This window comes from Enterobacter sp. WPR_3_1 (genome assembly GCF_003635055.1).
Lineage (GTDB): Bacteria > Pseudomonadota > Gammaproteobacteria > Enterobacterales > Enterobacteriaceae > Enterobacter > Enterobacter ludwigii.
In genome coordinates, this window is the sequence record NZ_RBXU01000015.1 from 132632 (window position 1) to 156660 (window position 24029).

Below are 24029 nucleotides of genomic sequence, written 5' to 3' on the forward strand. Positions count from 1 at the left end.
TTTAATCGATCGATACTCAATTATTGATCGTTTTAATCTATTAGTATAGAAATTATTCGCCTAAAGAAAATCATTTAACTCATTGAATATGATCGTTTTTATTGTATTTTTAGCGTTTCGTCTTGTGCTTAAGCTTTGTACTGTATAAATTTACAGTAGTTAATGGTTAGTGGAGGGCTAAGAAATGGGCAATAAGAACGGTTACGATCCATCCATACGTAGAGGTGTTCATCAGTTCTCACACGCTGGGATTTGGTTCACGGTCTGTTATCGGGGAAGCATTCTTGAACAATTCAAGTTTGGTGATCGGGTGATATTTGAAGGTTCTGTAGGCGGGTTGTTCTGGTTGGGAACGGTTGAAAGGGATTGTTTTGTACTGATTAGCGAGACACCCTTTAGCAAGGTGTTGGATGCTCTAGTTTATCTACATGCTGAACGCCGTGTGGTTGAACAACATGCTGATGATTGGTTCTGTGGGCAAGAAGAACTGCCATTCTAAAAAATGCCCCTACACATGGACGGTCCCATTGAGTAGGACAGTTCATGTTATTGGGGCATATTCAATTACTTAATAAGTATTGAGTAAAATCTTCTTGTTTGTACTATTGCGACAATAAAGCACCCAATAGCAAAGCATACTTTCATACCATCTTCTATTGGGTGTACATTTAATACATATCTAATTATAAAGTTGAATACTGAAAGCGTTACAAACCAATACAGTAGGAAATACAAAAATGAAAACAGGCGGCAAAGTATATTGCTACTTTTAATATCAAAAATCTTTGCTGTCAGTTTTGTTAATGGTGAGAAAAGCATCGCGACAAAACCAGGTATTATAGTAATTAGAAATATCGCAACTAACATCAAAGGCACTTTTACATATTCATTGCCATTTGGACCAATTATAATAATCAAACCAGTGATAGCAGTGATCAGCCCACCAATCAATAGTTCTTTCGTTCCCTCGAACATATCAGAGATATTTTCAACAGTAATTTTCATTTTAGCACTCTTCACTATAGGCAAGTTCTGAATGATAATATCATTTACAAATTAAAAAAGCCCTGTAGATTCACATCATACAGGGCTTAGCACTGAAATTTTCAGATTATTTCGCTACTACCTGCCAGCGTCCACCAGGCTTTGTAATCTCATACTGGTACTGATCATCACACCATACATCTATACGGCCTGAGAAGTTCGCATTGCTAAACGTAGTGACTTTATCGCATGTGTAATCACGCTGGATAAGAGCCTGAGCGAAATCCTTAGCGTCCTGTAACTCTTGATTGGTGAGCTGGGTAGACGGTTCTTCCTTCTGTGCTTCATGCTTAACATCTCCACCTGAGATTTTGAAATACAAAGCGATGAGCACCAACAAAACTACAATAATTTTCCCCATTAGTAACCCTTGTGAACTATCTAGAATACAAGAGGTTGTTTCAACACCCTCTAAGTCACAATGGGTAGTATCGGCCTTATGTAGAATTTCTTTACTTACATGTAAACTGAAGGGGGAGTAACAGTACTGAGGGCTATCGTATGGTAGCTTCACGCCACACCCACACCTTCAACAAACCTACCCATAGTGGGGGGCGTGAGGTTATGAGTGTACTTTAGGTATGATATAGAGGTAAAGCCATATAAGATTATCGATAAGTTTTTTTAAAGTTAATCCAAAAGCAGAATGCCCTTACCAAGTAGTAAAGGCATTGAGAAAATTAATAGCTAAGCTGTTTTATCTCTGTTGGTGCGATTGGATACTGGTATTCAGGAATAACCAATCTACAAAACATATCAAATTTAATAAGATGTTCCTTAACCTGATCGATAGGAACCCCAACATGACGTAATGAATTGATAAGAATGTCATTATCAAAATCAGGTCTGCCATAATACGCACATTTATTATCCATGATGTGGTTATAGAACTGTAGTACATCATTATAAGTCTGAATTTCAGTATCAGTTTTATAATCAAATGACTTTACTGACATGTTTCCGTCAATGCTTTCAATGCTGACTCGTAAACTATCGAAATGTAAAAAAGCACTACGAAATTCACTTTGAGGCTTATCTATATTTTGGTCTGAGATATTAATGAAAGTTTCCGCTCTCAGGTCTAGTAGATTAGAAAAAAGATCACCCTTCTCTATAGTTACTAAATCATCAGTACGAGTATAGACGCCATCCTCAAAATGATAATAGTAATATTTTTCATTATCAACTAACTTATAAAAACCAGTAATATCATCTTTCATGCGAAAGATGACACCATCCACTAATTCTATAGCAGAATAGTCACATTTATTATAATTCATTTTTCTTCCTTAACTAGGGTACGTAGAACATAATATAGTCTATATATGAAATGTCGGGATACGTCTGAGGATTTGTTAGTAAAACCTCATGTGAACTAAGGATAGTCCGGGCTAACTGAGTAAACGAATCATCGCTGCTTTCACTCAAGCGATATATCTCATATATACCATTATCAAGGGGAAGAATTTTATAGCACATAACGATTCTAGATATTAATTTGTCAGCCTTATAAAGTCATAGCGAAGTGTTAGACTTTCAATATCGATTAATTTACAAGAGTTAAACAAGTAACCTTGTACACCCCACACCTCTAAACGCCTTGCTAGTTCAAGTTGTTCATCTGTCTCTACTCCCTCAAAGACAATTTTGTCACATTTCTTTTTATAGAGTACAAGACCATTAAAGGGTTGCTCTTTCTTGGCTTCCCGCCAGAAGTATTCACGATCAATCTTGATTAGTTCATACTGAGAGGCATCGACCATGCTTATATCACAGTACCCTGCCCCCATGTCATCCAGCCATACCTTACCCAATCTAAGACAGAGTGCTTCTGTTAGCTTAGTACGGGTTTGTAACTCGCATGTGGCTAGGCTCTCTGAGATCTCAAGCCGCACATAATCCATACCCTTTAGTAAACAGTCCTCTTCAGGTGTTCGGTTGATACATTCGATCATATCCCTATTAACATTGAGGCTACATAGAAGATTGTTTTCTATGAAGAACGCACTTTTCTCTCTGATGGCGATGATTTGTTCTTTGAGTAACAAGCACCTTTCTTCATTGTTCATGCTGTCAATGACGGCATCAGGTGGTATGTACTTTCCATCTTGATCTTGGAAACGAGTTAAGATTTCAACACCTTTTAACTTCATAGAAATGGGGTCTACCAATGGCTCCACAATGAAAAAATGTTTCATATCAATCACTTCCCCAGCTCAGCATTGTAAGCACTAAAATTTTTGTTAAGTTACTTATTCTTTTTTAACTACCTTTATTTCTAAACATACTTAGAATTTACATGTTTTCAAGGTTTCGAATGTAAATTGTGTACTTGTCTCTCATATCCGGTTTTCATAGTGTTTAATACTGGATTTCAATCATTTACGTAAGCATCATCTTTCCTAATGATTTCTTAATGTTAATCGGTACTAATGAAGTCGCAAATAGACCTTAAAGGTTATATGGGATTATCTGATGATACTATCTTTAGATGATTAGATAAGATATTAATTACTCGGATTATTGTATCTAACTCTAAGTTAACTAATGATTGTTGGAAGTATACTGCCTAATCATCTGATAAATCCTTAGTTCTGGTAGTACTGACCCAGTAGTAGATTAATTAATAGTAAGGGCTTAAACAGCCCGATAACCCGACAAGGGCAAAGCCCGCGTAGTTACTCCAAAAGACGGCAGACCCAAAACAGTTTTGGTTTTCACTTCCTTCAGTAGTCGATAGACAAAAACCAAAGGCGTGGCGTACTTCGAGTGACTAGCGAGAAAAACGCAAGTTTACGATCTTATCTTTTTGGTTTTACAGAGACTAACGAGCAAAGCGAGTTAGGCTCTATGAGACTTAATAGACAAGTAAGGCATTTACTTTAAAGTGTATATTATATTAAGTTACGGGAATCAATATATGGTGTGTAACCAGTTGATTTTACTACTATATATTGTGGTATTAACCGTATTTTACGCATAATAACCGTATTTTCGACGTATACAATACGGATATAGTTACGGTTATTAATTCAATATAAATCAATCACTTATTTATTGCCACTAGTTTTTCAATTAGGGTATCAAGATCAGCACCTTCATTTTTTAGCAATTCAACAAGTGCTACATGTTCTTCAGTTACGGTTTTCTTTGGTTTGTATTGCTTCATTCTATTAAGGGATTTCCCTTCCTTTACCAGTACTTCAAACGCCTGTGATACTAGGGTTGCTATGCGTTTGTACTTTTCACGCGATGATTTACTATCTGGATAGTTTTGATTTTTATTCTGTCTGAATAGTTTTAGATGTTCAAATACCATCACTTCACTGAATTCAGGAGCACTCTTTACTATCGCAAATACATCTTCTTCCGGTACACGGTGTTTACCTAGAAAAGTACTTTCCTGTATTATTCTACGCATTACTTCTTTTGCTTCACTCGATAGTGAATTAAAGCAAATGAAACGTAGTTCATTCTGGATCATTTGATTATTGTGTATTGTTTCTTTTCTTGCCATTATAATCCCCCCTTAATATGGGGCTGTCACTCCTACATGATAGCCCCTAAGTTATTATGCTTTTTTGATAATTCTTGTGTAACTATTTCGTGTGGTATTACGGTTCCATAGTTGATTGAAGTGAGATGTAATCCCAATGTATGAGTACTTTCCAGTATTCCACGCAGCAATGATTTGTACTCTCTCTTCTTCGGTGAATCTATTCCAGCTACGTTTATTTTTCGCTTTTGCCATATTCTCTTTTTGTGTAATCCATTGTAGGTTATCCACGTGATTGTTTAGGGGATTACCATCAATATGATCAACAACTAATTTCAATGATTCATCACGTTCAATAAAAGTTTCTGCGATTAGTCGATGTACTTCTACAGTTCTACTATCACCACCTTTAACAGATAGTGATACTTTGTAGTACCCATTAGATTTTGAAGGGGTTAGCTTTAGTAGTGTTTCTGTCTTAGTATTGAATACATCACCTTCATTACTTACTACATAATATTCATATTTTGTTTCTTTCCAGATTTTCATATATAACTTCCATATTACCCGCGTTACTTCCTGTAATCGCGTTTCTACTTATTGTGTGGTTAGTAGACAACCAATTAATTACTTACTGTTTAGTACAATGTACTGATCAATTAAGTAACCTACAGCAGAAGATAGAGTACCTTTTGATACCTTACCTTCATCAATCAATTCCTTTAGTACTTCAACCTGTGAATTAGATAAACGTGCGGTTATTACGTTATCTTTTCTATCCTTAGATTTATTATTCTTCATTTAATTAACTCATGTGATTTGTATACGTATACATTATTTATCCCAAGAAAAAAAGATAGCCCTTTTTAGGGGGCTATACTTTAGCAATATAGGAGAATTATAATGTTACCATCTATTTAGTCTCTGATGGCTGGAGAAATTGAATTATACTTCGCAGTTCGGCTACGTGAACATTTTCGATCACTCAGAAAGCCACATCTATATTATAGGACATTTTTTGCGTCTGTCCCAAATATGTTATAGATACCTACATTATACCGTGAAAAAATCACCCGATCCAAAATTCTTAGGTTTTTTTCTTGCGTAATACATTAGTACTTTTATTTATGTATTGTCTTACGTGACCTTCTACAAATCGTATCTTTATTGGAAGTGCTAGTACTGTGAGAATCATAAACATCAATACTAGTATTGTGTAGATTGGGAATAGTAAGAATTCAATTAATAGTTTTAGCATGTATACGCCTCCTGTATTGTATACATTTATTTATATAAAGAGGCGTAATCATGTGAGTTATTATAATAGAAGTACTGATATGAACATACCAGGTTAGAACATTTCAATACTTATAGCCCCTGAATCTTTTCAGGGGCTATAAGAAGGTAATGTACCTTTAACCGTCGACAAACGGTAGAGGCGGCAACCTTATTTCAGTACTACCATTCACCAACAGGAATTTTGGCTTTTGTATTATATCAAATAGAAGGTTTTTTCACCAAGAAAAATCTCACATCGCCTAATATCAGTCACCCTCACAAATCACTTAACGCAAATCTTCGCTGTAACGCGTTTTGAGAGGCTCTATAACAAAACCACACCAACGTATCACCATATACGAAAAAGCCCCGCATACGAACGCACACGAGGCCAAAATTAATTTTAAAACGTATAAATCTTGTTTTTAAGATAATCAGATAGTTCTCAGAAAGTTAGATAGTCTGCCTTTCGATTTATGATAGCTTTTACTATTCAACGTTAATGATAGTTAGCTTTACTATTGTTCTTCAAACATAAAAACACCCTGCTAATACCATCAAATACTAGCAGGGCAAAAAAATGTATCGTATTTCGCTTACGTCCCATGATAACTATCATCAAAGTACTGCTAACTACTCAACTGATACTACTTTATTATTATTGTCAATTTAACTATAGACTACTTTCAAGTACATCACTATGTACTTTGGAAGTAACGTTAGATTTATCACAAAAATACATGTAACGATTGTTAGTTACATTTTTAAAAGAGAAATACTATCATTACTCAACTTTGTATTTTTCAATAAACCCTTCAGGGATATGGTTACATTGTTCATATGAAGATGCTCCACAACTCATAGATCGTCGCCAGTATGAATACTACACTGAAGATGTAAGGCCAAAATCCAAGGATTAACCAACCAATACCGCACATTAGGCCAATACTAAGTATCATATTCATATACGGGTTAATTCACATACCAATAATCCTCTTCAGTACTAGTCAATCCATTCGATCTGATCTTCGTTCAGTTGGTATGCAAACTCATCTGGCTCTCTTCCAACCATCATTGTGGTTATATAGTATAGTAGATCATCTATTGTTTTAGTTCTACTTGCATACAATACCCATGCATTACCATTAGATTCTACCTTGAAAACAGTTTTACCGTCCTCTCTTACCTGATAAGTACGTTCTTTATTTTTTTCTGATATGGCTATTTCACTAATCAACTTGCCACTGTTATCGGTAATCAGGATATGCTTAAGTACTTCCCTATGGTAAGTAATGTCATAGAGATAATATGCTCCCAATAAGCTAGAATCCACTCTATGGCATTTAACAGAAGATATCACTTTAGTTATCTGCTCGTTAGCCTTACGTCTAAGTACTGTATTGTCTTGATTTGTTAATTGTTCAATGTCGTATGTGTAATTCAAAGTAACTGCTTCACATTGGTTCTCAAGCGAGTTGATCTTTGCAATCAATTCATCCTTTTCTAAAATTCGTTTCCTCTTAAATTCCATTATTGCAAACAATTCACTTTCATCGTTTACACTCTGAACCTTTTCATTTAGCAATGCTATTTTTTCATTCACATCAGAAAGTAATCGTTTTAAGGTATCAAGTGACTGATTACTTTTTTCATCACCATAGATTTCATCAAGGTTCAGATTTTTGATATGTTGTAATAGTACCTTTTCAGTTTCAAAGTACCGTAACATTTTGGAATTACACTTTTCATCTTTTGTTCGTTGCCTGTAACAACGTAAGTATTGTCCACCATTAGACATGGATTGGACGATCATCGGACTACCGCACTCATTACATTTAGTAAGTCCATTGAAAAGATTTCTTTGTTTAGTAGTTGTACTTTTTTGCTTTTTGGAAGATACATTCCTATCCATCATTGATTGTACTCTTGAAAAGAGATCATCCTCAATCACTACTGGATAGATACGCTTTGCATTATCGTTAGCTTCTTTCTTTATTTTAATATTCTCTAAGATCCGCTTTTCAGCATCATTAGTACTTTCATTATCTTTTTTAGGTATGGTGGTGTACTTACCAACAAGGTAGCCATTAAGCCGACGATCACGCAATTTGTTGTAAACCGTAACGGTATTCCAGCCTTTGCCGTTGTACCTCTCGCCTTCTTTGTTCAGCAGATTCACGATCTGAGTTACACCATAGCCATCACGGTATAACTCAAAAATTTTTGTAATTGTCTGCACCTTCTGAACATCCAATTCATAAGACTTCTTATCCTGACTTAATGACAGCCAATCAGGGGTATTGTTGTTAAGAGCAATACCAGTATCTACAGAGTCTTTTTTACGTTTTTGCCATGACTTCTTACTGATACGAGCCTTACGTTTTGATTCCTGGTAAGCACGTTCAATGCTCGTTGATAGAGTGGACAGTTTATGGTCAAGCTTGTAGCTGTAGATTTGCCCTGTCTCTACTTCAACAATGTCAATGTTACGCTTGATCAGGAAAGTGAATTCATCAATGGCATCATAGCCCTGTTTTCTGGAAAACCTGTCCACACTCTCAATTAGCAAACAGCCTTCTGTAATCTCACCTGACCTTACACGTTCCTTGAATCGCCCCAATGACCCCTTTGTGAAGTTGTGCCCGGCGTAGCCACTAAGTCCTTTATCCGAATCCAGTACTTCATGATTGCTTGGATCGAGCTGATACCCTAATTCAGCGGGTAGTTTAGCGTTTTCGAGGAAGTCTAATACTGTACTAATCTGGCGATCTAAGCCAAAAGCATCAACCTGCTGCAAGCTCGATACCCTACTATAGATGTAGGCTTTGACAGTTCGCATTCATGCACCTATACATTTGATAAACATAATCATTGAGGAACTCATTATGTCCGATAAAGAATATGTATTCTATAGTACGCTGGAAGAAGCTATTGATGCCGCTCGTGAAGAGTTCCTCGCCGATAATCCCGGCGTTGAGGAAGAAAATGCTGACGTGCAACAACTTAATATCCAGAAATACGTTCTGCAGGACGGGGATATTATGTGGCAGGCCGAATTCTTTGCTGATGAGGGCGAGGAAGGAGAATGTTTGCCGGTCCTGAGCGGAGAAGGTGCGCAGGCCGTCTTTGATGGCGACTATGACGAAATCGAACTACGGCAGGAATGGCTTGAAGAAAACACCCTGCACGAGTGGGATGAGGGCGAATTTCAGCTCGAGCCGCCGCTGGATACGGAAGAAGGACAGACCGCAGCCGATGAGTGGGATGAGCGTTAATTTCCCCTATTCATAAGGGCCGTGCTGAGCGTCGATCGGCAGCAATAGCGTATCGAATACCAGTGAAAACGGTAAATCGAGCACGGTGAGATAGCGCCACGCTGAGTCACGTACATCCCATTTTACCCCGGGGTAGTACTGATTACCGTGGCCTTGCCCTGGAATGGTGCGGCTGATGATGCTGCCACAGCCGCTGAGTAAACACGCCATCATCACGGCGAGGATTATTTTCATCAATGACCTCTAAAAAAATACCGGCTTTTCAGCCGGTATTTTTATTTGCCGGGTAGCATAACGCCGCCGGGCACAGAAGGCTTACTTCGCCTTCAGCGCGAGTGGATTAATTTTAATCTCTTTATAGTGGCTGACCCACGAAGAGTATTTTTCCGGCGCAGACCACACACGGTAGTGAAGGCGTGCCATCGTAACCGGATCGCTCAACAGCACCAGACGACGGTCGCGGTTGAGTTTTTCCGGCGTATCGTTCAGCGCCTGCTCAACGTGACGATCGCGGGCAATCTCCAGTACCTGGCTTGCACGGTGACGCGCTGTCGCCATGGCCGTCGCCAGAGCGTTAAATGACGGGTTAAACACCGCGTGCATAAAACCATCTTCCAGCGAGCGTTTGCGGTTCTGCTCCAGATACGTGTCGGTATCCACCAGCACCTGTGGCGGCGAATACTCTTCCGGGATCAGGAACAGTTTCCAGCGTTTGGTACGCAGCCCCACCGTTGAGCGGCTCGAAATCACTGACACAAACGGTGACAGGATCAGCGAGAAGACAATCGGTGCCAGCCAGAACAGGAAGCGCAGATCCAGCCAGGCCATACCTGCCGCCCATACCAGACCCAGTAGCAGCTGCGAGCCATGACGCATGAAGGCTTCCCCCCACGGCGTGGAGTCATCATCACGCTGCGGTGAATTCCAGACCACTTCCCAGCCGAGGAACGCGCTGACCACAAACACGGTATGGAACAGCATACGCACCGGCGCCAGCAGCACGGAGAACAGCACTTCCAGCAGAAGCGAGAGCGTCACGCGGCAGAAACCACCGTATTCTTTCGAGCCTTTGCACCAGATCAGAATGATACTGAGCAGCTTAGGCAGGAACAGCAGTACCATGGTGGAGGCAAACAGCGCAATCGCCAGCTCCGGACGCCACTGCGGCCACACCGGGAACAGCTGGCGCGGTTGCAGGAAGTATTGCGGTTCCGTCAGAGCATGCACCACCTGTAACGCAGTAGAGAGCGCAAGGAACATAAACCACAGCGGTGCGGAGAGATAAGACATTACGCCAGTCAGGAACACAGCACGGTGAACCGGGTGCATCCCTTTTACGAGGAACAGGCGGAAGTTCATCAGGTTACCGTGACACCAGCGGCGGTCACGCTTGAGCTCATCCAGCAGGTTCGGCGGCAGCTCTTCGTAAGATCCCGGCAGGTCGTAGGCGATCCAGACGCCCCAGCCAGCACGACGCATCAACGCCGCTTCCACGAAGTCGTGCGACAGAATAGACCCCGCAAACGAACCTTCACCCGGCAGCGGAGCCAGCGCACAGTGCTCAATGAACGGCTTCACGCGGATAATGGCGTTGTGACCCCAGTAGTGAGACTCACCCAGTTGCCAGAAGTGCAGACCAGCGGTAAAGAGCGGCCCGTAGACGCGGGTTGCAAACTGCTGGCAGCGCGCATAAAGCGTGTCCATACCGGACGCTTTTGGCGAAGACTGGATAATCCCCGCGTTCGGGTTGGCTTCCATCAGACGCACCAGACCGCTCAGGCAGTCGCCGCTCATTACGGAGTCAGCATCGAGCACGACCATGTAGCTGTACTGATTCCCCCAGCGACGGCAGAAGTCATCGATGTTCCCGCTTTTACGTTTCACGCGACGACGACGACGGCGGTAGAAGATCTGGCCTTCACCCTGTACTTCCGCGATCAGTTCCATCCAGGCTTTTTGCTCGGCAACGCAGATGTCCGGGTTGTAGCTGTCACTCAGGATATAGACGTCAAAATGCGCCGCGTTACCGGTTGCCTTTACGGACTCCCAGGTCGCACGCAGACCCGCAAATACGCGGTCAACGTCTTCGTTACAGATAGGCATGATCAGCGCCGTACGGTGCTCAGGATTAAGGGGTTCATCCCCGACCGTTGAGGCTGAAATGCTGTATTTGTCCCGCCCCATCAGCAGCTGCAGGAAGCCCATCAGCGCGGTCCAGAAACCGGCTGACACCCAGCAGAAGAGAACGGCAAACAGCAGAAGAATGCCGCTCTGCAGGATATACGGCAGCAGCTGCATGAAGGAGACCCAGATATCCTGGCCCATCATGTCTGCAGGGTTGATAAGCGCCCAGCCCTGGTAAGGCAGAATGGTTTTCATGTACCAGGTAGCGACCACGGTCTGCGCCAGCGTCAGTAACAGCAGAATGTAACGACGAATGGTCCCCACGGTCCGCCATTTCTGTTCGGAGGCCTGCTCTTCTTTCGTCAGGCGCGACAGATAGCGCGGCGTAACATCACGCCCACGCAGGCGATCCCAGAAGCGGCCAACCGGGTTGGTGCGCCACGGGTCAGGGAACATCGAGGAACGCGTGGCTTTCGGCATTGCCTGAAGCTGATCGCGTCCTTCGTCGTCTTTAATCAACTGCCCTTCTGCCAGCGAATCTGGCCATGCCTGCTCCAGACGCGCCTTTACTGACCCCAGCGGCGTATCATCGTCACGTGAAAACGGACGGTGTTCGCCATCCAGCGCGGTATGCACCGCGCGGATGTCGCTTTTAGGCAGCGCCGCTTTTTCAATGTCCGTCAGCGGCATGGCATCAATATATTCAGATGTATTATTCATTGGCAGGTAGCTGATAGCTCCAGGTTTCACTCAGCGGCTGATCGTTACTGACCAGCGCAGCACGCATTTCAGTGGTCTGTTTCGGATCTTTCACTTTCACGCGCAGCGTCAGACGCCAGCCTTTCGTTACCGGGTTATAGCGTACGGTGTTCTCAACGATTTCACCGTTATCACCGATGCTCGCCTGAGCGGCAACGGCGGTATCCGGGGACAGTTTTTTCATATCCTGGCCCGCGAAGTCCACAACAAAGGCCACGGTGCCATCAGGCTGACGGATCAGGTTAGACTGCTTCACATCACCCGTAGAACGGCGAGTCTGCATGACGTACGCGTTATCCGGCGCATGCAGTTTGTCTTCGTCGCGGCTAAAGGTAATGGTGTATTTGAAGTTCATCTCTTTACCGGCTTCCGGCAGCTGATCCGGCGTCCAGTAAGCAACGATGTTATCGTTGGTTTCGTCATTGGTTGGAATTTCAACCAGCTCAACTTTACCTTTACCCCAGTCACCTTTCGGCGTGACCCAGGCGCTTGGGCGCAGGTCATAGCGGTCATCCAGATCTTCAAATCGGGAGAACTGACGGCCACGCTGCAGGAGGCCGAAACCTTGCGGGTTTTCCATCGCAAAACTGCTAACAGCCAGATGTTTCGGGTTATTCAGCGGACGCCAGATCCACTCACCATTACCTGCATGAATAGAAAGACCGTTGGAATCGTGCAGTTCCGGGCGGAAGTTCGTCGCCGGTGACGGCTGATTCGGCCCAAACAGGAACATACTGGTCAGCGGTGCAACGCCCAGTTTGCCGACTTTATCGCGCAGGTAAACTTTGGACTGCACGTCAACGACCGTGTCACGGCCAGGCATAATCACAAAGCGATAAGCACCGGTCGCACGCGGGGAATCCAGCAGTGCATAAATAGTCAGGCGTTTGTCGGTTGGTTTTGGACGTTCAATCCAGAACTCGCGGAAACGCGGGAACTCTTCACCTGATGGCAGCGCGGTATCAATGGCGAGGCCACGCGCAGAAAGCCCGTACACCTGCCCTGCCCCGATCACGCGGAAGTAGCTGGCACCGAGCATGCTGACGATTTCGTCGTTTTTATCTTTGCTGTTGATCGGGTAAAGCACCTTGAAGCCAGCGAAGCCCAGGTCTTTAACCGTATCTTTATCGTGCTGAACATTGCCAAAATTGAAGTAATCCGGGCTGTACTTGATTTTACGTACCGCGGTCGCCGTCACTTCATTAATGGCAACAGGCGTGTCGAAGTACATTCCCTGATGATAAAACTCAAGCTTGAACGGGGTTTTAATGTTGTTCCAGTACGCTTTGTCATGGTTGAACTGGATCTGCTGATAGTCCGCATACTTCATGTCGCGGAAAACGGAGGGCAAGTTACTTTTTGGCGCTTCGTAGCTCTTGCCTGCCATCGATTTTGCCTGTTTTGCGACATCGTCGATGTTAAAGGCCAGTGCCGATGAGGTATACAGAGATAACACCACTGCAGCACCCAACCAACGCATTTTCATCATCTGTGGTTTATGTTTCATAATAAGTAAGCACTTCCCCCTTTGTGTGCTTATATCGATCCGATCCATTTTAATGGAAACTCAGGCAATCCGACAACATTATCACTGCTTTGTTCAGCTCGCTGGCTCATGGATTAAGCAAATGAAAGAACCCGCTTTTCACTTTGCGTGCTTATCCTGGAGACAGGGTGTCGGTCTTGGTGTAGGGTTGGCTTCGAATGTAACCATTATGAGTCTTAGGGATAAGGCGAAAAGTCTGAGAATGCACAAAGTTATATGAGCTCAACACCTGTAGAACGTGAATATTTCCTCGACTCGATCCGGGCATGGCTGATGCTGTTGGGGATCCCCTTTCACATTTCACTGATTTACTCCAGCCACACCTGGCATGTGAATAGCCAGATGCCTTCCTGGTGGCTCACGCTGTTTAATGACTTTATCCATGCCTTTCGTATGCAGGTGTTTTTTGTCATATCCGGCTATTTCTCCTACATGCTGTTCTTACGCTACCCGGTAAAACGCTGGTGGAAAGTGCGCGTGGAGCGTGTGGGCATTCCGATGTTGACCGCCATTCCCCTGCTGACGTTGCCGCAGTTTATTATGTTGCAGTACGTCAAAGGCAAAGCGGAGAACTGGCCAAATCTGACGCTGTATGAAAAGTACAATACCCTGGTCTGGGAACTGGTGTCTCACCTGTGGTTCCTGCTGGTCCTGGTGGTGCTCACTACGGTCAGCCTGGTCATTTTCAGCCGCCTGCGCCATCGCCTGAGTACCCAGGCCGATACCTTCTTCGCCAACATTACGCTGGGTAAACTGTCTCTGCTCTTTTTGCTGCTGGGTATCGCCTATGCGGCCGTGAGACGCACGCTATTTATCGGGTATCCGCCGATACTGAGTGACGGGCTGTTCAATTTCGTCGTGATGCAGTCGCTGTTTTACATCCCCTTCTTTTTAGCCGGTGCGCTGGCATTTATTCATCCCAAACTTAAATCGCTGTTTACCACCCCGTCGCCATGGTGCGCCCTGGGTGCCGCTATCGCGTTTGCGGCCTATCTGTTAAATCAGCGCTATGGCAGCGGCGATGGCTGGATGTATGAAACAGAAAGCGTGATCACCATGCTGCTGGGTCTGTGGATGGTGAATGTGGTCTTCGCGCTGGGACACCGCTTGCTGAACTTTAAGTCCAGCCGCGTGACCTACTTCGTCAATGCTTCACTGTTTATTTACCTGGTGCACCACCCGCTGACGCTGTTCTTCGGCGCTTATATCACGCCACATATTGCGTCCAACACGCTGGGTTTCTTTACCGGACTGGTCTTTGTGATTGGGATTGCCATCGTGCTTTATGAAATCCATCTGCGGATCCCGCTCCTGCGTTTCCTCTTTTCAGGAAAACCACAGGCTAAAGCCTCATAAACAAACGCGGCGCACTCAGTGCGCCGCGTTTGTTTTAGCTCTCTACGTCCTGTCCACGCTGCGTGAGAAGCCGCTGATAAAGGTGTGTGGTTTCTTCGTCGAAACAGACAAAAATCACCTTCTCAGGCATCGGCTTGAGGGAGAGGTATCGGTAAACGGTCTCTACCGCGATCGTGGCAGCGGCAGGTTTTGGATATCCATATACCCCAGTGCTGATAGCCGGAAAAGCCATCGTCTTATAGCCGTTATCCGCTGCCAGGCGCAGGCAGTTGCGGTACGCCTCCTCCAGAATACTCGCCTCATGCCGATCGCCGCCATGCCATACAGGCCCCACAGCGTGAATCACCGCTTTGGCAGGAAGATCTCCCGCGAGGGTAATCACCGCATGACCCGGAGGACATTCACCCTGCTGCTGACGCACAGCCTTACAGGCCTCAAGGAGCTGCGGTCCTGCAGCCCGGTGGATTGCGCCGTCAACACCGCCCCCGCCCATCAGTGATGGATTGGCCGCATTAACGATCACGTCGACGTGCATCGTCGTAATATCGCCATGAATGACTTCAATTTGCGGTTTCATACGTACCCTCTGCTACCCGCCTTTTTCTTAAGTGTATCGCAGAGGAGGTATGGATAAAAAACTATCGGGGAAAAACCTCTTCCGCCGGGGAGCGGAAGAGCGAGAATTAACGATACTGAATTTGAACAACCGCGAGCGTTTTTTCGGGATTAAGGTACTTCATGCTGAGAGTTGCGAGGCTGGAATCGTTGACCTGACCGTTAAGTACATCTTCATAGCTGACTCTGCGCGTTTGCATCCGATTATTATCCGGGCATGTCATTGCAAACGCGTCATGATGCGGTGTGACCACGCAGGGGTCTGCGACAATAGCGCCGCGAAAATGAATCACACCACCGTCGACAATCGTGGCTGAAAAAGCGGGAGTAATAAATGCAGAGAGGATCAAACCTAAACCATAAACCCGTCGGGCTAAATATTTGGTCACTATATGTACTCCTCAATGAAAGTCGTCCTTGAGGGGTAAACGCGCTCCGCTAGGGCAAACGAAGCATCACGTTATGGAACAGTACTGCACAGTTCCTGATAACAGCATAGCTCAACCGCGCACGCCCGCCATATCCACAACGTCTTGATTTCATAATCATTAGAGCGCACTTCCCGCCGGGGACCATTGCTGTGATAAATGAAGCGATTTCCCGTCAGAGACGGTGACAGTAATGTTCACCTTGTCTCCGGAATCTATATTTAAACTCAGCCGCATTAAATCAATCGTCTGATTAGCGGGAATAAAAAGTGTGTTTTGTTGCCGTGAAGAACTTTGCCCCCCCTGCCCCTGTCGCAAAGAGACAATCTGCACCTGACATTCACACGGTTCCGTCAGAATAACCTGCGGAATAATGGTGGTCATATTTCCCTGTTGCGATGTTTTAAACGTGATCTGACTGGAAAGCGCCGCGAGGAGAATTAAGGTATTCATGATGAACTCCCGAAAAAAAACAGGGCAAATGCCCTGTTTTTTGTAGCACAGACTGGAAATTAATACTGATGTGCAGTCGCGTGGTTGCCAAAACCAACCTGCTGAACAGTCACAGTGGATCCGGATGCGGTTTGATCAACAGCAGCACCGTTGCCACCACCGTACTGGCTAACGTTCATCACCGAGTGGTTACCATTCCACTGGTCAAGCGTTGCGCTGTTACCGAAACCATTCTGAGTCAGACTAATTGAGCTGTCATCAGAGCCCTGACCAACGTCAGCACCGTTACCGCCGCCACTCTGATTAATGGTCAGTGTGGAATTCCTCGCACTGGTTTGCAAAGCGAGAGCCGAGTTACCGCCACCGTACTGGTAAATGCTCAGCGTTGAATTTGGACCACTGTCATGACCACCGTGGCCATGCCCGTTACCCCAACCGCCTTGATTAATACTACCGGCCATAGCACTACCAGAAACTACGATTGCTGCAATTGCTGCCACTTTGATAAATTTCATGGTAAACCCCCATCGGATTGATTAAAGTCGCCGCTAAATAACTAACGCTGAATAACGCGAATCGCCATTTGCGACTGTCTCTGCACTACAACTGCGGTTTTCTGCGTACCGTACTGCGTAATATTTGCTCTATTACCCGACCCTTTTTGGATAATTTTCGCACTATTACCATACCCATCTTGCGTAATACCTGCATCATTCGCGCTACCGCTCTGATCGATCCAGGCAATATTATAAGTCCCTGATTGATCAACTCTCGCTCTGTTGCCTGCTCCATCCTGAGAAACAATGGACAATAATTTTGACCCGTCCTGGCGAACCTGAGCATCATTTAACATGCCCTGCTGACCAATAATGGCTGCCTGATTTAATGATGAACGACTTAATTCATTAACCGTGAAGTTATATTCAGCGTTAGCCAAATCTGAATCAGCCGCGATTACAAATCCAGGCGCACCCAGTAATGTAAACATCATAAATAACGATGTATTTTTCATGTTGTCACCCTGGACCTGGCTATTTGATAACGCCATAACCTTGTTACTGTGACTTCGTGTTAGAACGACTCGTAATTTGTTAACGCGTCGTTACGGTGATGAGTATGTCTGCCGAAACATTTTAAATATCTCACCCGCGTGGCTTATTTTTATTTATCACGTCACCTCAAAGTAGTAATTCCATGCAAAAAAACGTTATAGACCGGGGTTCTTATTTTTCTATTAAGCCTTTCTTAATAATCGATTGTGCAGCGGGACGAGAGGGGTAAAGCCCCCATGCAACGGACGCTAAACGAAACGCCAGGAGGACATTTTACACAACACGTGACACGAGACCTGTTTTCTTAAGACGCAGCCCCGTTCATTCCAGGACTTAGAAAATCTCTGTGACTCATACCTCTTCAAGGGAAGAAATAAATAATTAATATTCATAAAAATCAAATGATTATAAATATTTGTATGATTTTTAAAATCTGTGCAGGGTTATTTATATGTACAACTTTCTTATCATTCCACAACATTTAAAAGAGTCCATTTTAACAAATTAATATTCATTTTTACATCCTGTTACACGTTTAACACTTGCTTTAAAGTTAGTAATAGCTAGATTGAAATCAGATGTACGAAATTTGTTTTATATTTACCTCCTGCTGGAGGTTATGGTTTTTTTCTTCACACAGCAGTGCAACATCTGTCAGTACTTCTGGGGTCCTCTTTTTTATCTGGAGGACCGCTGTCAGGTGTCATAAAAAAGTGGGGTTTCATCATGTATAATGAAGTCCAAAGTTTACATGGTCATACGTTACTGTTGATCACAAAACCTTCGTTGCAAGCGACCGCTTTATTACAACATTTAAAGCAATCGCTGTCTCTGCACGGGAAATTACATAATATTCAACGTTCTTTTGATGATATTGCACCTGGCAGTATCATTCTGATTGATATGATGGAAGCGGATAAAAAGCTTATCCATTACTGGCAAGATAATTTAAGCAGGAAAAACAATAATATCCGCGTGTTATTATTGAATACCCCTGATGAGTATCCCTTCAGAGATATTGAAAGCTGGCCGCATATCAATGGTGTGTTCTATATCACGGAAGAAGAAGATCGGCTGGTCGAAGGTCTGCAAGGTATATTGCGCGGCGAGTGTTATTTTTCGCAAAAACTTGCCAGCTACCTCATCACGCACTCCGGAAATTACCGCTATAACAGTTCAGAGTCAGCGCTGCTAACGCACCGTGAGAAAGAGATCCTGAACAAATTGCGCATTGGTGCTTCAAATATTGAAATCGCCCGTTCGTTATTTATCAGCGAAAATACGGTAAAGACGCACCTTTATAATCTTTTCAAGAAGATAGCTGTTAAGAACCGAACTCAGGCTGTTTCATGGGCAAACGATAACCTCAGGCGTTAATCAAATGAAACGCACGTTGAGTTGGATCGCCGCAGCGAGTTTCATGCTCGCTGCCGGGAACGTACGGGCCGTCGAGGTCGAAGTTCCCGGATTGTTAACAGACCACACTGTCTCCTCGGTCGGGCACAATTTTTATCGTGCATTCAGTGACAAATGGGACAGTACATTTACTGGAAATATAACAATCAACGAGCGGCCCAGTGCACGATGGGGAAGTTGGATAACAATAACGGCTAATCAGGACGTTATTTATCAAACATTTTTATTCCCCACGAAAATAGACTTCGATAAAAACGTAGCCTTAGCACTGGCTCAATCAGAAGATGCTATTAATCGCCTGCAAATTGATAAAGCGCTATTAAGCACCAGCGATTTAGCAAAAGACGAATTCTAGCGAACCTATATCCGGAGGCTGTCATGCGTATTGCATATGCAGTTGTTTCGATAATGCTAATAACCCCTATAAGCTGGGCCGGAAATATGACGTTCCAGTTCCGTAACCCTAACTTTGGCGGTAATCCCAATAATGGGGCGTTTCTGTTGAACGAAGCCCAGGCGCAAAACTCCTATAAGGATCCCAGCTTTAAGGATTTTAGCGTCGATACCCCATCGGCACTGGACAACTTCACGCAGGCTATCCAGTCGCAGATTTTGGGAGGGTTGCTGACCAACATTAATACCGGCAAACCCGGCCGAATGGTGACCAACGACTTCATTGTCGACATCGCCAACAAGGACGGACAACTCCAGTTGAACGTTACCGATCGAAAAACCGGGAAAACCTCCACCATTCAGGTTTCCGGTCTACAAAGTGATTCAACGAACTTTTAAACAACAACGAAATAAGGACAACGATCATGCAGCGCTTCCTGATATTTGTTGCAGTGTGCTTATTGAGCGGTTGTTTAACTGCTCCACCTAAAGAAGCTGCAAAACCAACATTAATGCCTCGGGCTCAAAGCTATCGTGATTTAACACATTTACCTGCGCCGACCGGTAAAATATTTGTCTCGGTTTACAACATTCAGGATGAAACGGGACAATTTAAACCTTATCCGGCAAGTAACTTCTCTACGGCAGTGCCACAGAGCGCCACCGCCATGCTGGTGACCGCCCTGAAGGATTCGCACTGGTTTATTCCTCTGGAACGTCAGGGTCTCCAGAACCTGTTAAATGAACGGAAAATTATTCGCGCTGCGCAGGAAAATGGCACCGTCGCGAATAATAACCGCATGCCGCTGGAATCACTGGCCGCGGCGAACGTCATGATCGAGGGATCGATTATTGGTTATGAAAGCAACGTTAAATCGGGTGGTGTGGGCGCGCGTTACTTTGGTATCGGTGCTGATACGCAATATCAGCTCGACCAAATCGCCGTAAACCTGCGTGTCGTCAACGTCAGCACGGGCGAAGTGCTCTCTTCGGTAACGACCAGCAAAACCATTCTTTCTTATGAAGTGCAGGCCGGGGTTTTCCGCTTCATCGATTACCAGCGTTTGCTGGAGGGTGAAATCGGGTATACCTCTAACGAACCGGTCATGATGTGTCTGATGTCAGCCATAGAAACCGGAGTAATCTTCCTGATTAATGATGGTATCGATCGTGGATTGTGGGACCTGCAGAACAAAGCAGAGGCGCAAAACCCGATACTGGTTAAATACCGCGATATGTCGGTGCCTCCGGAATCCTGACAGGAAGCGCATAAAAAAGGCGAGATCATCATCTCGCCTTTTTTTATTCGCTTACCGCACTGATGTTTTGCGCTTTATCCCGTCTGGCGGCCAGCCAGAGGCCGCTGTTCTTCATGGCATAGCCAAACACCAACCCCAGCATTAGCGAGGGAAGCACCAGTGCCCAGTCCCCCTGCCCTGCAAACGTCGCGCATGCGCCCATAAAGGTACCGGGTACAAACGACAGCAGCATATGCTTTGCCTGGATACACATCAAAAACGCGACTACGCCGGTCATGATATAGCCCAGGATCTCCAGATGCGGGGCCAGCGCGCTGCCCTTCATAATCACAAGTGCCCAGATAACACCGCTCATCAGGGTACAGCCAGAGATAAAAAGCCCTTTTACGCCGCCCTGCGGGCAGGCAAAGTAGGCCGTACAGCCCAGAAACCCGGCCCAGCTGAGCAATCCGAGAGAGACCGCCACCCATCCCCATAGTCCGGAGAGAATGCCTGTCGTTAATGCGATACACAGTAATATGTTCATGGTGCGCATCTTAGCAGAAGCGCGCCATGGAAATGAGATCAGATGCACATTACGTGCAAGATGAAATGTATGGTTGCAGAATTTATGTGACCTAAATCACTCTTCATCCTCTTCTTCCAGCTCATCCCACATTGCCGCAATGGCGTCGCGGGTCAGCGGAGCCAGCGTTCTCCAGAACGGCGAGGTCGCATGTGCTTCAACTTTGCCGAGGAAAGTACCGCACCACGGCAGCAGATACGCTTCGAAGAGCGTTTCGATAGCCTCGTTCTCATCATCAGCGGCGTGATCTTCAATCCAGGATGCAGCCAGCAGCAACGTTCCGATATGGTCCGCAGGGGTATCCGTCAGCGGCATTCCGCGTTCAGAGAGAAACGCGCGCACTTCCGCTTCCGTCGCCCCTTCCTGCCAGGCTGAACGGTACGGCGAAACGCGGCATTCGTCGCCAATAAACAGTGCGTTGTAATCCGTTGAAATCTGATGCATATCGCAACTTTTTTGCAGACGCTCCAGCAACTCATCCTGTTCCAGCGGCCAGTTTTGCGCCAGTTTCCCTTCACGAATCAGGGTAAAGAGTGGAACCAGCAGCGGGTCTTGCGGCTGACGATAGAACAGCGTACCCAGCACGCGGCAAAGGATGGAAAACTCATTCATTTTTTTATTCCATTACACAATTAAAGATCGGCAAATTCATCAATCGGATCCATTCCACGTGACTCGAGGAAATCAAGCATGCGGCGTGGGGTAACGTTAAGGATCCTGTCTTCCGGGAAATCCACGTCATTCAGTATTTTCAGGCATTCACTAAAATCACCCAGCGTAAACGCGGTATGGGAATCGGAACCCAGCGCCACCATGCCACCGGCATCCCGCACTGCTGCTGCAACGGCGCGACAGTTTGCTTCACTGCCCTTACGCGAGTGAACAAAAGAAGAGTTATTGATCTCCAGCGCCACGCGGTGTTTCGCTGCCGCCTGGGCAACAGCCTCGATATCAATCGGGTATTTAGGATTACCCGGATGAGAAATAATGTGCACGTTGCCGCTGGCTATAGCAGCAATCATCGCTCGGGTGTTCGTCTCTTTATCCTGCGGCGCGAAAACCGGCTCGTGGAAACCGGCAAGGATCAGATCCAGAGAGGTCAGCATCGGTCCGGTACAGTCGATTTCACCGTCTGTATTTTTAATGTTTGCCTCGATGCCGCGCAGTATCCCAATACCGTCCACCAGACGTGGCCAGATCCGCATATTCACAAAATGCCAGTAGTGCGGCGCATCTGCCATGTCCGGGCCGTGATCGGTAATCGCAAAAAGCGTAATGCCCTTGCGTTTCGCTTGCGCGATATAATCATGGAGGTTGCTATACGCGTGGGTACTGGCGACGGTGTGCATATGCAGGTCAACGGGATACATCTTTCTCTCCTCTGCGGTTTTTCCAAAGGATAGCAGTTATCTGCAGCGAATATTAGCAAAAACCCGGCTAACGCCGGGTTTCACTCAGTAGCCGCGCTGTCTGTCGACCTGTCCGGTTACCGGATGGCCCTGCTCCATCTCACTGATGGTGTGGGTAATATAGGCCACAGCTTCCGCCGGACGCGTGACCGCTGCAATGTGCGGCGTCATCGCCACACGCGGATGTGCCCACAGCGGGCTTTCTGCCGGTAACGGCTCGCGGCTGTACACATCCAGCATCGCCCCTTTCAGTTTTCCGCTGTTCAGCGCCTGCAGCAGATCGGACTCAACAAGGTGTACCCCGCGCGCCAGGTTCATTACGTAACTCTGGTCAGCCAGTTGATTAAGCAGTGCACCATTGATAATCCCCACCGTTTCGGCCGTATTTGGCAGCAGGTTGATGAGCACGCGCGTACCGTTCAGGAACGCAGGAAGCTCATCAGCGCCGGCAAAACTTTCTACGCCCGGATAATCCTTGCGGCTACGGCTCCAGCAGCGCAGTGGGAAGCCCCACGGGGCAAGTGCTTCAGCGACTTTTGAGCCGAGCACGCCAGCCCCGAGGATACCAATGGTAAAATCTTCTCGCTGATAATCCGGCAGCGGTTCCCAGTGGGATTGCTGTTTTAGTGCCTGATAGTCGTCGAAGCGGCGGAACCAGTGCAGCACCTGGCTGACAGCATACTCCTGCATTTGCTGGCCCATGCCGGTATCTTCCAGACGGAAAAGAGGGATCTCTTCCGGCAGCATTTCAGGGTGTGCTTTCAGTTTGCTCAGAATCGAATCCACGCCGGCGCCCAGTGCAAAAACGGCCTTCAGTTTACGGCCCTGGAGCATTTCTACCGGCGGATGCCAGACCAGCGCGTAGTCAGCATGTTCGTTATCACCACGTTTCCACTCACGCACGCGCGCCCCGGGCAATGCCGCCGAAAGTGCCTTAATCCAGTAAGCAGTATCAAAAGTGGGGTGATAGAAGATTATATCCATAGTCATTCCTGCCTTTTATTGCGCTGTTTTGTGTTCATTTTCAACTGGATTGCCAGCATAACAAATTTTTCCCGCCACCGCGTTGTTGATAAAAAAGGCGCTTTCAGCACATTTAAAAGCCATGTTGACTGAAGTTTGTCTAAATGCACTGATTTACTGAAAAAGTGAGTTGACGCCAGTTCGGCTTTTCCTTACATTAGCGCCCGTCCCGGCAACAACGGGATGACAATATGGTGAGGTGTCCGAGTGGCTGAAGGAGCACGCCTGGAAAGTGTGTATACGGCAACGTATCGGGGGTTCGAATCCCCCCCTCACCGCCATATTTAAGATGAGAGCTCGTACGAAAGTACGGGCTTTTTTCTTTTATATTCCCCGGACAGGGGGGATGAGAATCCCCGACCGGGGTTCGACAACGGGCGACAGCCAGTTGGACAGACTGCGCGCGCAGCGAACAGGCTGCCCACAGGGCGAGCGAAGCGAGTCAATCCCCCCTTCACCGCCATATTCAAGATGAGAGCGCGTACGAAAGTACGGGCTTTTTTCTTTTATATCCCCCGGACAGGGGGGATGAGAATCC

General features: G+C 45.7%; 27 protein-coding genes and 1 tRNA gene. 8 read left to right on the forward strand and 20 right to left on the reverse strand.

Going from position 1 to position 24029, the window contains the following annotated elements; all coding sequences use genetic code 11:
• Positions 1-184 precede the first annotated feature (184 nt).
• Entirely contained in the window at positions 185-499 is a 315-nt protein-coding gene (locus BJ887_RS21505) for a hypothetical protein (RefSeq protein WP_121340414.1), read from the forward strand.
• Positions 500-564: 65 nt separating this feature from the next.
• On the opposite strand, the gene BJ887_RS21510 is transcribed toward BJ887_RS21505, so the two are convergent.
• From BJ887_RS21510 to BJ887_RS21540, 8 genes are all read right to left on the reverse strand, one after another.
• A complete protein-coding gene (locus BJ887_RS21510; protein WP_121340415.1) occupies positions 565-1005 on the reverse strand; it encodes a hypothetical protein in 441 nt (146 codons plus the stop codon).
• Positions 1006-1111: 106 nt separating this feature from the next.
• The gene (locus tag BJ887_RS21515; RefSeq protein ID WP_121340416.1) at positions 1112-1405 is read right to left on the reverse strand and encodes a hypothetical protein; all 294 of its coding nucleotides are present in this window, start codon (positions 1403-1405) and stop codon (positions 1112-1114) included.
• Positions 1406-1724: 319 nt separating this feature from the next.
• Positions 1725-2324 carry a hypothetical protein gene (locus BJ887_RS21520; protein WP_121340417.1) on the reverse strand — a complete coding sequence of 200 codons (600 nt, stop codon included), beginning with the start codon at positions 2322-2324 and terminating at the stop codon, positions 1725-1727.
• A 213-nt stretch (positions 2325-2537) separates the two neighbouring features.
• The gene (locus BJ887_RS21525) at positions 2538-3242 is read right to left on the reverse strand and encodes an EAL domain-containing protein (protein WP_121340418.1); all 705 of its coding nucleotides are present in this window, start codon (positions 3240-3242) and stop codon (positions 2538-2540) included.
• An 848-nt stretch (positions 3243-4090) separates the two neighbouring features.
• Positions 4091-4561, reverse strand: a complete 471-nt coding sequence (locus BJ887_RS21530) for a hypothetical protein (protein ID WP_121340419.1) — start codon at positions 4559-4561, stop codon at positions 4091-4093.
• A gap of 54 nt (positions 4562-4615) precedes the next feature.
• Positions 4616-5089: an HNH endonuclease signature motif containing protein gene (locus BJ887_RS21535; RefSeq protein WP_121340420.1), complete on the reverse strand. Its 474-nt coding sequence runs from the start codon at positions 5087-5089 to the stop codon at positions 4616-4618.
• A 78-nt stretch (positions 5090-5167) separates the two neighbouring features.
• Positions 5168-5341: a hypothetical protein gene (locus BJ887_RS23245; protein ID WP_229216877.1), complete on the reverse strand. Its 174-nt coding sequence runs from the start codon at positions 5339-5341 to the stop codon at positions 5168-5170.
• A gap of 1480 nt (positions 5342-6821) precedes the next feature.
• Positions 6822-8657, reverse strand: coding sequence for a recombinase family protein (locus tag BJ887_RS21540; RefSeq protein WP_121340421.1), 1836 nt, complete (start codon positions 8655-8657; stop codon positions 6822-6824).
• A gap of 46 nt (positions 8658-8703) precedes the next feature.
• Here BJ887_RS21540 and BJ887_RS21545 point away from each other — a divergent pair, with 46 nt between their 5' ends.
• Entirely contained in the window at positions 8704-9093 is a 390-nt protein-coding gene (locus BJ887_RS21545) for a MysB family protein (RefSeq protein WP_121340422.1), read from the forward strand.
• Positions 9094-9099: 6 nt separating this feature from the next.
• Here BJ887_RS21545 and BJ887_RS21550 read toward each other — a convergent pair whose 3' ends face one another.
• The 3 genes from BJ887_RS21550 to mdoG form a co-directional block, all read right to left on the reverse strand.
• Positions 9100-9327, reverse strand: coding sequence for a YceK/YidQ family lipoprotein (locus BJ887_RS21550; protein ID WP_020884695.1), 228 nt, complete (start codon positions 9325-9327; stop codon positions 9100-9102).
• Between the two features lie 81 nt (positions 9328-9408).
• Positions 9409-11937, reverse strand: a complete 2529-nt coding sequence (gene mdoH / locus BJ887_RS21555; RefSeq protein ID WP_032681268.1) for a glucans biosynthesis glucosyltransferase MdoH — start codon at positions 11935-11937, stop codon at positions 9409-9411.
• Positions 11930-13483, reverse strand: a complete 1554-nt coding sequence (gene mdoG, locus BJ887_RS21560) for a glucans biosynthesis protein MdoG (RefSeq protein WP_025204472.1) — start codon at positions 13481-13483, stop codon at positions 11930-11932. Before mdoG ends, mdoH begins: the two co-directional genes overlap by 8 nt.
• Positions 13484-13738: 255 nt before the next feature.
• Here mdoG and mdoC point away from each other — a divergent pair, with 255 nt between their 5' ends.
• Positions 13739-14878, forward strand: a complete 1140-nt coding sequence (mdoC, locus tag BJ887_RS21570) for a glucans biosynthesis protein MdoC (protein ID WP_121340423.1) — start codon at positions 13739-13741, stop codon at positions 14876-14878.
• Between the two features lie 34 nt (positions 14879-14912).
• Here mdoC and ymdB read toward each other — a convergent pair whose 3' ends face one another.
• The 5 genes from ymdB to csgB form a co-directional block, all read right to left on the reverse strand.
• Positions 14913-15455 (reverse strand): O-acetyl-ADP-ribose deacetylase, encoded by a 543-nt coding sequence (gene ymdB, locus BJ887_RS21575; RefSeq protein WP_014169527.1) that lies wholly within the window; start codon positions 15453-15455, stop codon positions 14913-14915.
• A gap of 106 nt (positions 15456-15561) precedes the next feature.
• Complete coding sequence (locus BJ887_RS21580; protein ID WP_014169526.1) at positions 15562-15882, reverse strand: hypothetical protein; 321 nt, start codon at positions 15880-15882, stop codon at positions 15562-15564.
• A gap of 159 nt (positions 15883-16041) precedes the next feature.
• A complete protein-coding gene (gene csgC, locus BJ887_RS21585) occupies positions 16042-16374 on the reverse strand; it encodes a curli assembly chaperone CsgC (protein ID WP_014169525.1) in 333 nt (110 codons plus the stop codon).
• Between the two features lie 59 nt (positions 16375-16433).
• Positions 16434-16889 carry a curli major subunit CsgA gene (csgA, locus tag BJ887_RS21590; RefSeq protein ID WP_014169524.1) on the reverse strand — a complete coding sequence of 152 codons (456 nt, stop codon included), beginning with the start codon at positions 16887-16889 and terminating at the stop codon, positions 16434-16436.
• Positions 16890-16930: 41 nt separating this feature from the next.
• Positions 16931-17386, reverse strand: a complete 456-nt coding sequence (csgB, locus tag BJ887_RS21595) for a curli minor subunit CsgB (RefSeq protein ID WP_020884698.1) — start codon at positions 17384-17386, stop codon at positions 16931-16933.
• Between the two features lie 766 nt (positions 17387-18152).
• Here csgB and csgD point away from each other — a divergent pair.
• From csgD to csgG, 4 genes are read left to right on the forward strand one after another with little or no spacing between them, the layout of a single operon-like run.
• Positions 18153-18803: a biofilm master transcriptional regulator CsgD gene (csgD, locus tag BJ887_RS21600; protein WP_020884699.1), complete on the forward strand. Its 651-nt coding sequence runs from the start codon at positions 18153-18155 to the stop codon at positions 18801-18803.
• Positions 18804-18807: 4 nt separating this feature from the next.
• On the forward strand, positions 18808-19197 hold the full coding sequence (csgE, locus tag BJ887_RS21605; RefSeq protein WP_020884700.1) for a curli production assembly/transport protein CsgE: 390 nt from the start codon (positions 18808-18810) through the stop codon (positions 19195-19197).
• 23 nt (positions 19198-19220) lie between these two features.
• Positions 19221-19634: a curli production assembly/transport protein CsgF gene (csgF, locus tag BJ887_RS21610; RefSeq protein ID WP_020884701.1), complete on the forward strand. Its 414-nt coding sequence runs from the start codon at positions 19221-19223 to the stop codon at positions 19632-19634.
• 26 nt (positions 19635-19660) lie between these two features.
• A complete protein-coding gene (gene csgG / locus BJ887_RS21615; protein ID WP_014169519.1) occupies positions 19661-20494 on the forward strand; it encodes a curli production assembly/transport protein CsgG in 834 nt (277 codons plus the stop codon).
• Positions 20495-20537: 43 nt separating this feature from the next.
• Here the strand turns inward: csgG and BJ887_RS21620 are convergent, their stop codons facing one another.
• The 4 genes from BJ887_RS21620 to ghrA all read right to left on the reverse strand — a co-directional run bounded on the left by BJ887_RS21620 (position 20538) and on the right by ghrA (position 23452).
• Positions 20538-21020 (reverse strand): DUF1097 domain-containing protein, encoded by a 483-nt coding sequence (locus tag BJ887_RS21620; protein ID WP_074169989.1) that lies wholly within the window; start codon positions 21018-21020, stop codon positions 20538-20540.
• A gap of 96 nt (positions 21021-21116) precedes the next feature.
• Positions 21117-21671, reverse strand: a complete 555-nt coding sequence (locus BJ887_RS21625) for a molecular chaperone (RefSeq protein ID WP_121340425.1) — start codon at positions 21669-21671, stop codon at positions 21117-21119.
• A gap of 20 nt (positions 21672-21691) precedes the next feature.
• On the reverse strand, positions 21692-22429 hold the full coding sequence (locus tag BJ887_RS21630; protein ID WP_014169516.1) for a phosphatase: 738 nt from the start codon (positions 22427-22429) through the stop codon (positions 21692-21694).
• 84 nt (positions 22430-22513) lie between these two features.
• On the reverse strand, positions 22514-23452 hold the full coding sequence (gene ghrA, locus BJ887_RS21635) for a glyoxylate/hydroxypyruvate reductase GhrA (protein WP_020884704.1): 939 nt from the start codon (positions 23450-23452) through the stop codon (positions 22514-22516).
• A gap of 232 nt (positions 23453-23684) precedes the next feature.
• Here ghrA and BJ887_RS21640 point away from each other — a divergent pair.
• A tRNA-Ser gene (locus BJ887_RS21640) sits at positions 23685-23772 on the forward strand.
• Positions 23773-24029: the final 257 nt, after the last annotated feature.